Annotated in this window: 12 protein-coding genes; 6 read left to right on the top strand and 6 right to left on the bottom strand. The window is 68.6% G+C overall.

Annotated features, from left to right (window positions below):
- Nucleotide 1 precedes the first annotated feature (1 nt).
- Together phoR and phoB are read right to left on the bottom strand one after the other, a co-directional pair.
- Nucleotides 2-1,312, bottom strand: a complete 1,311-nt coding sequence (gene phoR / locus LK409_RS18205) for a phosphate regulon sensor histidine kinase PhoR (protein WP_003815115.1) — start codon at nt 1,310-1,312, stop codon at nt 2-4.
- Nucleotides 1,313-1,323: 11 nt separating this feature from the next.
- Nucleotides 1,324-2,022: a phosphate regulon transcriptional regulator PhoB gene (phoB, locus tag LK409_RS18200; protein WP_041937304.1), complete on the bottom strand. Its 699-nt coding sequence runs from the start codon at nt 2,020-2,022 to the stop codon at nt 1,324-1,326.
- Nucleotides 2,023-2,188: 166 nt separating this feature from the next.
- Here phoB and ubiE point away from each other — a divergent pair, with 166 nt between their 5' ends.
- The 6 genes from ubiE to rfaE2 all read left to right on the top strand — a co-directional run bounded on the left by ubiE (nt 2,189) and on the right by rfaE2 (nt 8,271).
- Entirely contained in the window at nt 2,189-2,965 is a 777-nt protein-coding gene (gene ubiE / locus LK409_RS18195; RefSeq protein ID WP_003815111.1) for a bifunctional demethylmenaquinone methyltransferase/2-methoxy-6-polyprenyl-1,4-benzoquinol methylase UbiE, read from the top strand.
- A 165-nt stretch (nt 2,966-3,130) separates the two neighbouring features.
- Nucleotides 3,131-4,153, top strand: coding sequence for a Tim44 domain-containing protein (locus LK409_RS18190; protein ID WP_003815109.1), 1,023 nt, complete (start codon nt 3,131-3,133; stop codon nt 4,151-4,153).
- A gap of 228 nt (nt 4,154-4,381) precedes the next feature.
- Nucleotides 4,382-5,017, top strand: a complete 636-nt coding sequence (locus LK409_RS18185; RefSeq protein WP_003815107.1) for a ubiquinone biosynthesis accessory factor UbiJ — start codon at nt 4,382-4,384, stop codon at nt 5,015-5,017.
- Complete coding sequence (gene ubiB / locus LK409_RS18180) at nt 5,014-6,576, top strand: ubiquinone biosynthesis regulatory protein kinase UbiB (RefSeq protein WP_003815105.1); 1,563 nt, start codon at nt 5,014-5,016, stop codon at nt 6,574-6,576. The genes LK409_RS18185 and ubiB overlap by 4 nt, the downstream gene beginning before the upstream one ends.
- 174 nt (nt 6,577-6,750) lie before the next feature.
- Nucleotides 6,751-7,629, top strand: coding sequence for a ferritin family protein (locus tag LK409_RS18175; RefSeq protein WP_010929338.1), 879 nt, complete (start codon nt 6,751-6,753; stop codon nt 7,627-7,629).
- A gap of 153 nt (nt 7,630-7,782) precedes the next feature.
- On the top strand, nt 7,783-8,271 hold the full coding sequence (gene rfaE2 / locus LK409_RS18170) for a D-glycero-beta-D-manno-heptose 1-phosphate adenylyltransferase (RefSeq protein WP_003815102.1): 489 nt from the start codon (nt 7,783-7,785) through the stop codon (nt 8,269-8,271).
- 20 nt (nt 8,272-8,291) lie between these two features.
- Here the strand turns inward: rfaE2 and LK409_RS18165 are convergent, their stop codons facing one another.
- The 4 genes from LK409_RS18165 to LK409_RS18150 all read right to left on the bottom strand — a co-directional run bounded on the left by LK409_RS18165 (nt 8,292) and on the right by LK409_RS18150 (nt 12,002).
- Nucleotides 8,292-9,611: a TolC family outer membrane protein gene (locus LK409_RS18165; protein WP_010929337.1), complete on the bottom strand. Its 1,320-nt coding sequence runs from the start codon at nt 9,609-9,611 to the stop codon at nt 8,292-8,294.
- 3 nt (nt 9,612-9,614) lie between these two features.
- A complete protein-coding gene (locus LK409_RS18160) occupies nt 9,615-10,295 on the bottom strand; it encodes a protein-L-isoaspartate O-methyltransferase family protein (protein ID WP_010929336.1) in 681 nt (226 codons plus the stop codon).
- Between the two features lie 61 nt (nt 10,296-10,356).
- Nucleotides 10,357-11,208, bottom strand: coding sequence for a bifunctional hydroxymethylpyrimidine kinase/phosphomethylpyrimidine kinase (thiD, locus tag LK409_RS18155; RefSeq protein WP_010929335.1), 852 nt, complete (start codon nt 11,206-11,208; stop codon nt 10,357-10,359).
- Nucleotides 11,205-12,002 carry a thiazole synthase gene (locus tag LK409_RS18150; RefSeq protein WP_041937303.1) on the bottom strand — a complete coding sequence of 266 codons (798 nt, stop codon included), beginning with the start codon at nt 12,000-12,002 and terminating at the stop codon, nt 11,205-11,207. Before LK409_RS18150 ends, thiD begins: the two co-directional genes overlap by 4 nt.
- Between the last annotated feature and the right edge of the window lie 8 nt (nt 12,003-12,010).

Genomic DNA, 12,010 nt, shown 5'->3' with positions numbered 1-12,010 from the left:
CTCAGCGGTCCGGATCTTCGCCGGTCACGCGCTCGGCGGGAAAGCGCAGCGTGAAGGTGCTGCCCTTGCCGGGCTCGCTGTCGATCAGCAGGTCGGCGTCGTGGCGCATGGCGATGTGCTTGGTGATGGCCAGGCCCAGGCCGGTGCCGCCGGCCGCGCGCGAGCGGCCCCGGTCGACCCGGTAGAAGCGTTCGGTCAGGCGCGGCAGGTGGCGCGCCGGAATGCCGATGCCGGTGTCCTGCACGCTGTAGAGCGCCTCGCCGTCGGCGCCGCGCCGCCAGCGCACGGTGATGCGCCCGCCGTCGGGGGTGTAGCGCACCGCGTTGGTCAGCAGGTTGGACAGGGCCGAAGCCAGCTCGGTGCCGCTGCCCAGCACATCCAGCCCCTCCTCGATCTGCCACTCGAACACATGCCGGCCGTTCGATAGCGCCTCGACCTGCTGGCGGGCGGTGCGCAGCAGCGCGCCGACATCGACGGCCAGCGGGTCGGCCTCGGGCGAGGATTCGAGCGTGGACAGGGTCAGCAGGTCTTCGACGATGGCCTGCATGCGCCGCGCCTGCTCGTGCATCATGGCCATGTACTGGTCGCGCTGTTCGGCGGGCAGCGCCTCGGCCGGCAGCTCGCGCAGCGTCTCCAGGAAGCCGGCCAGCACTGTCAGCGGCGTGCGCAGCTCGTGCGAGACGTTGGCGACGAAATCGCGCCGGGTGGTTTCCAGGCGCTCGATCTGGGTGACATCGCGGGAAATCAGCAGGCGCTGGTTGCTGGCGTAGCCGGCCAGATGGATCATCATGACCCGCTCCTGGCCGTTCAGGCTCAGGCGCACCAGGATGGGTTCGGGCCAGTGCCCGCGATGCGCATAGGCGACGAACTCGGGGGCGCGCAGCAGGTTCAGCAGGTTGTGGCCGCGGTCGGCCGGCAGGCGCAGGCCCAGGTGGCGCCGCGCCATGCGGTTGGCCCAGTCGATCTGGAAATCTTCGTTGAGCGTGACCACGCCGTCGGGCAGCGCCTGGGCGGCGGCCAGCATGCTTTGCATGGTTTCGCGCGTTTCGGCCAGTTCGCGCGCGCGCGCCCGCGTGTAGCGATACAGCGGCGCCAGGATGTCGTCCCAGGGGCCGACGGCCGCCGGCGGCGCCGATTCGGGGTCATGGGCCCAGCGCGACACCAGGTGCAGGCGCCAGCTGCGCCACAGCAGCATGGCCGCCATGGCCGCGCCGAACAGCAGCCAGCCGGCCGGGTTGCCGATCAGCCATTGGGCAAGCAGGGCCATGACCGCCCAGAAGGCGATCATGAAAAGGGTGCGCAGCCAGATCATCGTGCGGTTTTTTAGCGCGCCGGCACCTGTGCTGTAAACCGGTAGCCGTTGCCGCGCACCGTCTCGACGTGCGCGTCGTGGCCGCTGGGTTCCAGCGCCTTGCGCAGGCGGCGGATATGTACGTCCACCGTACGCTCTTCCACGAAGACGTGGTCGCCCCACACCTGGTCGAGCAGCTGCGAGCGGGAAAACACCCGCTCCGGGTGGGTCATGAAGAAGTGCAGCAGGCGGAACTCGGTGGGCCCGATGGACAGCGACTGGCTGTGGCCCGACAGGCGGTGGGTGACCGGGTCCAGCTTCAGCCCAGCGACGTCGATGATGTCGTCGGTCAGCTGCGGGGCGCGGCGGCGCAGCACGGCCTTGATGCGCGCCATCAGCTCCTTGGGCGAGAAGGGCTTGGTGATGTAGTCGTCGGCGCCCGCCTCCAGGCCGTCGACCTTGTCTTGTTCGGCGCCCTTGGCCGTCAGCATGATGACCGGGACGGCGCGGGTGCGCTCTTCGTCGCGCAGCTTGCGGGCCAGCGACAGGCCGGAGGCCCCCGGCAGCATCCAGTCGAGCAGGATGAGGTCGGGCAGCTCGGCGCGGATCAGGGTCTGGGCCTGTTCGGCATCGAACGCGCGCAGGACCTTGTGGCCCGCGAACGAAAGGTTCACGGCGATCAGTTCCTGGATGGCGGGTTCGTCTTCAACGACAAGAATGGTGCTGGACATGGTAGGCAATGGATACGCAGCATGCGCCGGCGCGGCGCGAACATTGCGATAGTATGGCCGCAATATTTCACGTATGTGACCGTAGCCATATCCGGGCCAGGCCGTCCACGGCGGCGGCGGGCCGCCGCCGATCGGCTACCATTGGACCATATACCGGGACTTCACCATGCAAACTCCTCATTCCCAGCCCGAATCGGCGCCGCAGGGCGAGCAATCCACGCATTTCGGCTTCCAGTCCGTGCCCGAAGCCGACAAGGCCCGCAAGGTCGCCGAGGTCTTCCATTCGGTCGCCTCGCGCTACGACGTCATGAACGATCTCATGTCGGCCGGCCTGCACCGCGTCTGGAAGGCTTTCACGATCGGGCGCGCCGCGGTCCGGCCGGGCATGAAGGTGCTGGATATTGCCGGCGGCACGGGCGACCTGGCGCGCGCCTTCGCCAAGCGCGCCGGCCCCAGCGGCGAAGTGTGGCTGACCGATATCAACGAATCCATGCTGCGCGTCGGCCGCGATCGCCTGACCGACAGCGGCCTGCTGGTGCCCACCGCGGTCTGCGACGCCGAGCGCCTGCCGTTCCCGTCGCAGTATTTCGACCGCGTCAGCGTGGCCTTCGGCCTGCGCAACATGACCCACAAGGACCGCGCCCTGGCCGAAATGACCCGCGTGCTCAAGCCGGGCGGCAAGCTGCTGGTGCTGGAATTCTCCCGCGTGGCCAAGCCGCTGGCGCCGGCCTACGACTGGTATTCCTTCAATGTGCTGCCCTGGATGGGCAAGAAGGTCGCCAACGACGAGGCCAGCTATCGTTACCTGGCCGAATCGATCCGCATGCACCCCGACCAGGAAACCCTGGCCGGCATGCTGCGCGACGCCGGCCTGGACCGCGTCCAGTACTTCAATCTGACCGCCGGCGTGGCGGCCCTGCACGAAGGCGTGCGGCTGGGCTGAAACGCACGTCCTGCGCGGCGCCACGGGGAACTTGTGGCGTGCCGGCTTGTCCGTTATGCTTAGATTGTTCAGTTTTCTGTAAGGTTTGCCGCGCTGGCCCCAACCGGGGCCTTTCCAGCCGCTCCCGCGGGGGAGCGGCGGCGCGTACGCGAGGAGCACAAAAGCATGTCCCGATCCCGTTTTTCCCGATTTTGCGCCATGGCGCTGGTCGCCGTCGCCGGCACGGCGATGGTGGGCGCGTCGTTTGACGCGGAGGCCCGCCGCATGGGCGGTGGCTCCAGCTTTGGCCGCCAATCCACCAATATCACCCAGCAGCGCCAGGCCGTGACGCCGCCGGCCGCCGGGGCGGGCACCACCGCCGGCGCCACCAGCGCCGCGCGTCCGGCTACCGCCGCCGCAGGCACGGCCGCCGCCGGCACCGCCGCCAAGAGCGGCATGTCGCGCTGGCTCGGCCCCATCGCCGGCATCGCCGCCGGCCTGGGCCTGGCCGCGCTGCTGTCGCACCTGGGCCTGTCCGGCGCGTTTGCCGAGTTCATGGCCAGCATGCTGCTGATCGCCCTGGTGGTGTTCGCCGTCATCTTCATCGTGCGCCGGCTGCGCGGCGGCGCGCCGCGCCAGGCCATGCAGGGCGCGTACGGCGCGGCGGGCGGCAACCGTCCCGGCCAGCCGTCGCAGCAGCCCATGTGGCGCGAAAGCCTGAACCCGGCGCCTGCCCAGCAGCCCGCCGCGGCGCCGGTCGCTGCCGCGGCGCCCGCCGCAGCGGCAGCCGCGCTGCCCAAGGCCGGCGACGACGGCAACTGGTTCATCCCGGGTGATTTCGACACGCCGCGTTTCCTGCAGCAAGCCAAGGACCAGTTCGTGCGCATCCAGGGCATCTGGGACAGCGGCGAGGTCGAAAGCCTGCGCGACTTCCTGACCGACGACCTGATCAGCGAACTCAAGCCGCAACTGGAAGCGCGCGGCGCCGCCGCCAACAAGACCGAAGTGGTGCTGCTCAACGCCGAGCTGCTCGGCATCGAGACGGTTTCCGATGGCCACCTCGCCAGCGTGCGCTTCTCCGGCATGCTGCGCGAAGCCCCGGGCACCGAGGCGTTCCGCTTCGAGGAAGTCTGGAATCTGTTCAAGCCGGCCGACGGCGGCTGGCTGCTGGCAGGCATCCAGCAGATTCCGGTCGAACACGCCAGCTGACCGCCACGGCGGGATGGCCAGGGCCCGTTCCCGCGTGAACCGGCCCCGCGGTCCCGGCCCGACGGCCGGGCTGCACCGTGAACCGGCCCGCCAGGGCCGGTTCGCTTATGGGCCGGTCTTGCGCGGCATCAATGGCCAGCCGGCACACGGTGCTTTTGAACCCGTTACACTGCGCTTTTGTCTTTGTTGCTGCGGACACCCCGCGGGTGGTCCGCGCCTGTCGATTCCATGCTGCCTTTTGCTGCCCTGCCCACCTTGCCGAGGATCGCCGCGCGCGCGCTGAACGCGCTGCTCGAGCGCGAATCCTGGGCGCGCGACCGGCTGGCGCGCCACGCCGGCAAGACCGTGCGGTTCGCGTTGGGCGGGCTCGCGCTGTCGCTGACCATCGATAGCGAGGGGCGGGTGCAGGAGGCCGATTCGGCGGTGGTGCCGAACGTCACGCTGTCGGCGGCCGAATCCTTCAGCCTGGCGCGCCTGCTGCCCGGCGACGGCCGCGCCGATTTCGCCGACCTGACGCATATCTCGGGCGACGCGGCGCTGGCGCAGGTGGTGGCCGACCTGGCGCGCGACCTGCGCTGGGACGCCGAGGACGAGCTGGCCCGTGTGGTCGGCGACATTCCGGCGGCGCGCCTGCTGGGCGGCGTGCGTGCGCTGGCCGGCGGCGCCCGCGAGGCCGGCGGCCGGCTGGCCCGCAACGTTTCCGAATACCTGGCCGAGGAAAGCGCGGTGCTGGTGGGCCGGCCGCAATGGGAGCAATGGCGCCTGGACCTGGCCCGGTTCGGCGCCGACAGCGACGCGCTGGCGCGCTCGGCGGCGGCGCTGGAAGCGCGCCTGGCCCGCCTGGACGCAAGGCGGGGCGCATGAATGCCATGCTGACGTTCCTGCGGCTGCTGCGCATCCTGCTGGTTTCCCTGCGGTATGGACTCGACGAGCTGGTGCTGTCGAGCCTGAACCACCCGCTGGCCACGTGCCTGCTGCGGGTCATGCGGCTGGGTACCCGGCCGCGCGCGCCGCGCGGCGTGCGGCTGCGCATGGCGCTGGAGTCGCTCGGGCCGATCTTCGTCAAGTTCGGACAGGTGCTGTCGACGCGTCGCGACCTGATTCCGGCCGATATCGCCAACGAGCTGGCGCTGCTGCAGGATCGCGTGCCGCCATTTCCGTCGGCGCAGGCGGCTGCCAGCATCGAGGCGGCGCTGGGCGCGCCGCCGGCGCAACTGTTCGCCCAGTTCGACGTCGATCCGGTGGCTTCGGCCTCGATCGCCCAGGTGCACTTCGCCGTGCTGCACGACGGCCGCGAGGTGGCGGTCAAGGTGCTGCGTCCGGGCATGCTCAACGTCATCGAAAAGGACCTGGCGCTGCTGCGCGTGGTGGCCGGCGTGATCGAGCGCCTGGGCGCCGACGGCCGGCGGCTGAAGCCGCGCGAGGTAGTGGCCGAGTTCGACAAATACCTGCACGACGAACTCGACCTGGTGCGCGAGGCGTCCAATTGCAGCCAGTTGCGGCGCAATTTCGGTCCGGAGTCGGGCCGCGGCGAGATGCTGATCGTTCCCGAGGTGGTATGGGAGTACACCGCCAGCACGGTGTTCACCATGCAGCGCATGTACGGTATCCCGGTCGGCCAGGTCGACCGCCTGCGCGCCGCCGGTATCGATATCCCGACGCTGGCGCGCAGCGGGGTGGAAATCTTCTTCACCCAGGTCTTCACCGACGGCTTTTTCCACGCCGACATGCACCCGGGCAATATCTACGTGTCCGATGCGCCGCAGACGCTGGGCCGCTATATCGCGCTGGACTTCGGCATCGTCGGCTCGTTGTCCGAGTTCGACAAGAATTACCTGGCGCAGAATTTCCTGGCCTTTTTCCACCGCGACTATCGCCGCGTGGCCCAGCTGCATATCGAGTCGGGCTGGGTGCCGCCCGAAACCCGCGAGGAAGAGCTCGAAGGCGCGGTGCGCGCGGTGTGCGAACCCTATTTCGACCGTCCGCTGGCCGAGATCTCGCTGGGCCAGGTGCTGCTGCGGCTGTTCCAGACCTCGCGCCGCTTCAATGTCGAGATCCAGCCGCAGCTGGTGCTGCTGCAGAAAACCCTGCTCAACGTCGAAGGCCTGGGGCGCCAGCTCGATCCCAACCTGGATCTCTGGAAAACCGCCAAGCCCTATCTCGAGCACTGGATGCGGCAGCGCATCGGCCTGACGGGGCTGCGCCAGAGCCTGGCCAAGGAGGCCGGCCAATGGTCGCAGATGTTGCCATCGTTGCCGCGCCTGGTGCACGAGCATTTCAGCCGTCCCAACCTGACGCCGCACCTGCTGGCCGAGATGAACCGCCTGCGCCGCGCCCAGGAGCAGGGCAATCGGCTGACGGCCGCCCTGACCGCGGTGCTGGCCGTGGCGGTGGCCGTGGCCCTGTGGGCCTTGAACCGGTAGCGAATCATGATTTGAGTCCTCCTGTCATGGTTTCGTCACCGAACTGTCATTACAGCTTCGCGGTAACCGGCGATAACTACTAGAACTCGCCCGGTCCGTGTTCGACGCGGCCGACCCGAACCGATTTTCACCATCCTATGAGCCCCAAGCGGGAATTCTGAACAAGGGCCGACTATGCTTTACCCTGAACTCTTCAAAACCATGGAAGCGGTGCGCTGGAATATGGCGTCCGATATCCCATGGGACTACTTCGACGGCAGCAAGCTGTCGGACGAGCAAGCCCACACCATCAAGATGAACGCGATCACCGAGTGGGCGGCCCTGCCGGCCACCGAGATGTTCCTGCGCGACAACCGCGGCGACAGCGATTTCTGCGCGTTCATGTCGGTCTGGTTTTTCGAAGAGCAGAAGCATTCGCTGGTCCTGATCGAATACCTGCGCCGCTTTCGGCCGGAACTGATGCCGACCGAAGAGGAGCTGCACAAGGTCCGTTTCGAGTTCGACCCGGCCCCGGAGCTGGAGACGCTGATGCTGCATTTCTGCGGCGAGATCCGGTTGAACCACTGGTACCGCTGCGCCGCCGACTGGCACACCGAGCCGGTGATCAAGGCGATCTACCGCACGGTCGCCAAGGACGAGGCGCGCCATGCCGGCGCCTACCTGCAGTACATGCGCCGCGCGCTGCACGATCGCGGCGACCAGACCAGCCTGCAAGCCCGCCAGTCGTTCGCCAAGATCGGCGTGCTGATGGCTTCGGCCAGCCGCACCGCGCAGGCCATGCATCCGACCAATCTGCACGTCAACAAGGCCCTGTTCCCCAACGACACGGTGCAGTCGCGCCTGCCCGAGCCGGGTTGGCTGGAGCACTGGCTCGACACCCAGATCCGTTTCGACGGCACCTGGGAGGGCAAGGTCGCCACCCGCATCCTGCACATCCTGTCCAAGCTGCTCGATCGCCAGTTCGACAGCGTCAAGGACCTGAACCGCTACCGCAAGGAGCAGACCGGCCGCGTGCTGGCGCCCCAGGAAGGCTTGGTGCTGGCCGGGGCCTAGGGGCGGCGTCCTGCCAGGATGGCGCATGGCGGGGTGCCTGTCCCGGCGGGGACAGGCACCTGAGCGCGAGCCAGTCCCCATCCGGGGCAGGCTCCCGTGGAAGTTTGCGCGAGCCAGTCCCCATCCGGGGACAGGCTCCCGTAAAATCAGCTTATGTCTTCTGCCCGTTTCGAATCCAAGATCCTGTCGCGCGCCGAGCTGGTTGCCGCGGTGGCCGCTGGCCGTTTGCCGCGTCCGCTGGTGTTCACCAATGGCGTGTTCGATATCCTGCACCGTGGCCACGTCACTTATCTGGACCAGGCCGCCCAGCTGGGCGCGACCCTGGTGGTGGCGGTCAATACGGATGAGTCCGTGCGGCGCCTGGGCAAGGGCAGCGACAGGCCGCTCAATCAGGTGCAAGACCGCGCCGCGCTGCTGGCGGCCCTGGGCTGCGTCGACGCGGTGACTTCTTTTCACGAGGACACGCCGCAGGAACTCATCGGCGAGCTGCGTCCCGACCTGATCGTCAAGGGCGGCGACTACGATATGGACACCCTGCCGGAGACGGCCCTGGTCAAGAGCTGGGGCGGCCGCGCGGTGGCGATTCCGTTCGATTTCGAGCGCTCCACCACCGCGCTGCTGGGCAAGATCCGCCAGGGCTGAGCGCCTGCGGGCGCGCCGGTTCAGTTGCGCGGCAGCCGCAGCAGGCGATTGACCGCGTCCAGGTCGGCCTCGGAGAGGATGCCGCTTACCGCTTTCAGGCGCAGGCTGTCGAGCAGGGCGCCGTAGCGCGCCTGAGCCAGGTCGCGCTGGGTGGCGTACAGCTGCTGCTGTGCGTTGAGCACGTCCAGGTTGATGCGCACCCCCAGCTCGTAGCCGGTCTGGTTGGCCTGGACGGCGGCCCGGCTGGATTTCTCGCCCGCCTCCAGCGCGCGTACGCGCGCCAATCCGGTCAGGACACCGTTGTAGTACAGGCGCGCCGATTGCACGGCCTGGCGCCGCGCGTCCTCGAAGTCGTGGCGGGCCTTTTGTTCCAGTTGGACTTTTTCTGTTACCTGGGAGGAGATGCCGCCGCCGGCATACAGCGGGATGGACAATGTCACGCCGACGGTGTTCTCGATCGGGCGGCCCGGCCCGGTGCCCTGCAATACGCCGTCGGTCGCGCTGCCGCTGCTGGCGCGCAGGTTGAGGGTAGGCATGTGGCCGCTGCGGGCGATCTGGATCTCGTGGCTGGCGATGCGGGTTTGCAACTGCGCGCGCAGCACGTCCAGCCCCGAGGCCTCGGCCTGGGTGGACCAGTTATTCAGGCGCGCTGGCTGCGGCGCCGGCAGCGGTATGCCGGGCGGCAGTTCGGCCAGCGCGCCGGGCGCCTCGCCCATGATGCGCGACAACGCGTCGCGCTGGGTCTGCAGGTCGTTCTGTTGCCGCAGCTCCTCGGCCACGACCAGGTCGTAGCGCGCCTGGGCTTCGTAGGTGTCGGTGATGGTCGCGTTGCCCAGTTCGAACGTGCGCTTGGCGGCGGCCAGCTGTTCGGCGACGGCGGCTTTCTCGGCCTCGGTGGCCGCCAGCGCGTCCTGGGCGGTGAGGATGCCGAAATAGGCATTGGCCACGCGCAACATCAGGTCCTGGAAGGCCTGCTGCAACTGCACTTCGACGTCGGCCACGACCAGCTTGGATTGCTCGAAGCGCTGCCAGCGCGACCAATCGAACAGCGGCTGGGTCAGGACCAGATTCCAGGTGCCGCGTCCGCCGCTGTGCGAGACGCCCAGGCCGTGGGTGGTGCGGCTTTCGTTATACAGGCCGCCGGCTTCGCCCGACAGGGCCGGCAGCAGCCCGGCGCGGGCCTGCGGCAGTTTTTCCTGGCCCGCCCGGTAGGCGGCGCGCGCCGCGGCGAATTGCGGATCGTTGGACAGGCCGGCCCGCCAGGCCTGCATCAGGTCCTGCGCGCTGGCGTTCGCGGCGCAGGCCAAGGTAAGCAACGCCGCAACCCGCCCGATACGCATGGTTCAGAATTTGAACTGGGATACGGTGGTGCCGCGCAGCGGCTTGATGACGGTCTCGAACAGCGAGACGGTCTCGAAGCTGGCGGCCGTGGTGCGCGTGATGCGGTAGGCGGTCATGATGGGCGCCTGTCCGACGATGACGACCAGCCGGCCGCCCACGCGCAACTGGTACTTCAGGGCGTCGGGCACCACCGGCACCGAACCGGTGACCAGGATCGCGTCGTATTCGGTCGAGCCCCAGCCATTGCGGCCGTCGCCCGTTTCGACCTTGACGTCGGCCACATTGTTCACCTGCAGGTTCTGCTGGGCGAAGGTGGCCAGGCGGCTGTCGATTTCGACCGTGGTCACCTGTTGCGCCAGGTGTGCCAGCAGGGCGGCCTGGTAGCCCGAGCCGGTGCCGATCTCCAGCACACAGTCGGTCGGCTGCAGCAGCAGTTCCTGGGCCAGGCGCGCCTCGATTTTGGGGGCCAGCATGTTCTGGCGCGTGTTGACCGCGTTGATTTCAAGCGGGATTTCGAGGTCGGAGAAGGCCAGGGCGCGTAGCGCCGGCGGCACGAACAATTCCCGGCGCACGGCGAACAGGGCGTCCAGCACCTTGGGGTCCAGCACGTCCCAGGGGCGGATTTGCTGTTCCATCATGTTGAATCGGGCTTGTTCTACGTCGGGCAGGGTCGAGGTATTCATGACGGAAAATCGGAAACCAATATAGAGGAGTCAACAGGCCATTGTACCGATTCGGGCGGCACTACCACCAAGCATGGAAATGATGCACCGGCCCGTGGCCGCTGCCGACCTGCAGGCGGTCGGCCTGCCGGATGGCTTCGGTCAGGTAGGCCTTGGCCCGGCGGGCAGCCTCGGGTACGTCCGGGCTCTGCGGCAGCAGGGCCGCCAGGGCGGCCGACAGGGTGCAGCCCGTGCCGTGCGTATTGGGCGTTTCGATGCGATGGCCCGGCAGTTCGATCATGCGGTCGCCGTCGTGCAGCAGGTCTATGGTTTCGTTGCCGGGCAGGTGGCCGCCCTTGACCATGACCCAGCGCTGGCCCGCGTGGGTCATGCGGTTGCGCAGCCGTTCGGCGACGCGGCGCATTTCCTTCAGGGTCTCGACCGGCCGTTCGTCCAGCAGCACGCCGGCCTCGGGCAGGTTGGGCGTGAGCAGCGTGGCCAGCGGCAGCAGCGTCTCGCGCAGCGCGCCCACGGCGCCGCGCTCCAGCAGCAGGTCGCCGCTCTTGGCCACCATGACCGGGTCGAGCACGATGTGCGCCGGCTGCCAGCGCGCCAGCTTTTCGGCCACCACCAGGGTGACGGCTTCCTGGCCCAGCATGCCCAGCTTGACGGCGTCGATGGGCACATCGGCGAACAGCGTGTCGATCTGCAGGCCGACGAACTCGGCCGGCACCGGCGAGATGCCGGTCACGCCCTGGGTGTTCTGCGCGGTCATGGCTGCGATGACCGCGCAGCCGTAGGCGCCCAGGGCGCTCATGGCCTTGACGTCGGCCAGCACGCCGGCGCCGCCGGATGGATCGACGCCGGCGATGCTCAGCGCGTTGGGGATCCGGCGCTCGCCACGGGGCGTCGCCGAAGAGGCAGGGTGGTTCATTTGACTGCGGCGATCAGGCCTTCGGTGGGCGAGCTGGGGGCCGCGCTGTACAGCTTGCGCGGCACGCGGCCGGCCAGGTAGGCCTCGCGGCCGCCCTCGACCGCCTTGCGCATCGCGCTGGCCATCAGGATCGGATCGCGCGCGCCGGCGATGGCGGTGTTCATGAGCACGCCGTCGCAGCCCAGCTCCATGGCGATGGCGGCGTCCGAGGCGGTGCCCACGCCGGCGTCGACCAGCACCGGCACGCTGCTCTGGTCGATGATCAGGCGCAGGTTCCAGGGGTTCAGGATGCCCATGCCCGAGCCGATCAGCGAGGCCAGCGGCATCACCGCGACCGAGCCCAGGTCTTCCAGCATGCGGCACTGGATCGGGTCGTCGGTGCAATACACCATGACCTTGAAGCCTTCGTCGACCAGCGTCCTGGTGGCTTTCAGGGTTTCCGGCATGTTGGGAAACAGGTTCTGCGGGTCGCCCAGCACCTCCAGCTTGACCAGGTCATGGCCGTCGAGCAGTTCGCGCGCCAGGCGCAGCGTGCGCACCGCATCGTCGGCGCTGTAGCAGCCGGCGGTGTTGGGCAGCAGCGTGAACTGCGACGGCGGCACGAAGTCGAGCAGGCTCGGCTCATCCGGATTCTGGCCGATATTGGTGCGGCGGATGGCGACGGTGACGATCTGGGTGCCGCTGGCGTCCAGCGCGGCGCGCGTCTGCGCGAAATCCTGGTATTTGCCGGTGCCGACCAGCAGGCGCGATTGGTAGCTGCGGCCGGCGATGGTGAGGGTATCTTCAGTGGTCATGGCGATGC

The organism is Bordetella parapertussis (assembly GCF_020735925.1).
Taxonomy (GTDB): domain Bacteria; phylum Pseudomonadota; class Gammaproteobacteria; order Burkholderiales; family Burkholderiaceae_B; genus Bordetella; species Bordetella pertussis.
Note: the sequence above shows the minus strand (reverse complement) of the source record. Positions and strands in the feature narration are given on the sequence as shown.

What these genes read in the sequence shown, in the direction of transcription:
- phoR (WP_003815115.1), bottom strand. Translation starts at nt 1,312, where the DNA reads ATGATCTGGCTGCGCACCCTTTTCATGATCGCCTTCTGGGCGGTCATG.
- phoB (WP_041937304.1), bottom strand. Translation starts at nt 2,022, where the DNA reads ATGTCCAGCACCATTCTTGTCGTTGAAGACGAACCCGCCATCCAGGAA.
- ubiE (WP_003815111.1), top strand. Translation starts at nt 2,189, where the DNA reads ATGCAAACTCCTCATTCCCAGCCCGAATCGGCGCCGCAGGGCGAGCAA.
- LK409_RS18190 (WP_003815109.1), top strand. Translation starts at nt 3,131, where the DNA reads ATGTCCCGATCCCGTTTTTCCCGATTTTGCGCCATGGCGCTGGTCGCC.
- LK409_RS18185 (WP_003815107.1), top strand. Translation starts at nt 4,382, where the DNA reads ATGCTGCCTTTTGCTGCCCTGCCCACCTTGCCGAGGATCGCCGCGCGC.
- ubiB (WP_003815105.1), top strand. Translation starts at nt 5,014, where the DNA reads ATGAATGCCATGCTGACGTTCCTGCGGCTGCTGCGCATCCTGCTGGTT.
- LK409_RS18175 (WP_010929338.1), top strand. Translation starts at nt 6,751, where the DNA reads ATGCTTTACCCTGAACTCTTCAAAACCATGGAAGCGGTGCGCTGGAAT.
- rfaE2 (WP_003815102.1), top strand. Translation starts at nt 7,783, where the DNA reads ATGTCTTCTGCCCGTTTCGAATCCAAGATCCTGTCGCGCGCCGAGCTG.
- LK409_RS18165 (WP_010929337.1), bottom strand. Translation starts at nt 9,611, where the DNA reads ATGCGTATCGGGCGGGTTGCGGCGTTGCTTACCTTGGCCTGCGCCGCG.
- LK409_RS18160 (WP_010929336.1), bottom strand. Translation starts at nt 10,295, where the DNA reads ATGAATACCTCGACCCTGCCCGACGTAGAACAAGCCCGATTCAACATG.
- thiD (WP_010929335.1), bottom strand. Translation starts at nt 11,208, where the DNA reads ATGAACCACCCTGCCTCTTCGGCGACGCCCCGTGGCGAGCGCCGGATC.
- LK409_RS18150 (WP_041937303.1), bottom strand. Translation starts at nt 12,002, where the DNA reads ATGACCACTGAAGATACCCTCACCATCGCCGGCCGCAGCTACCAATCG.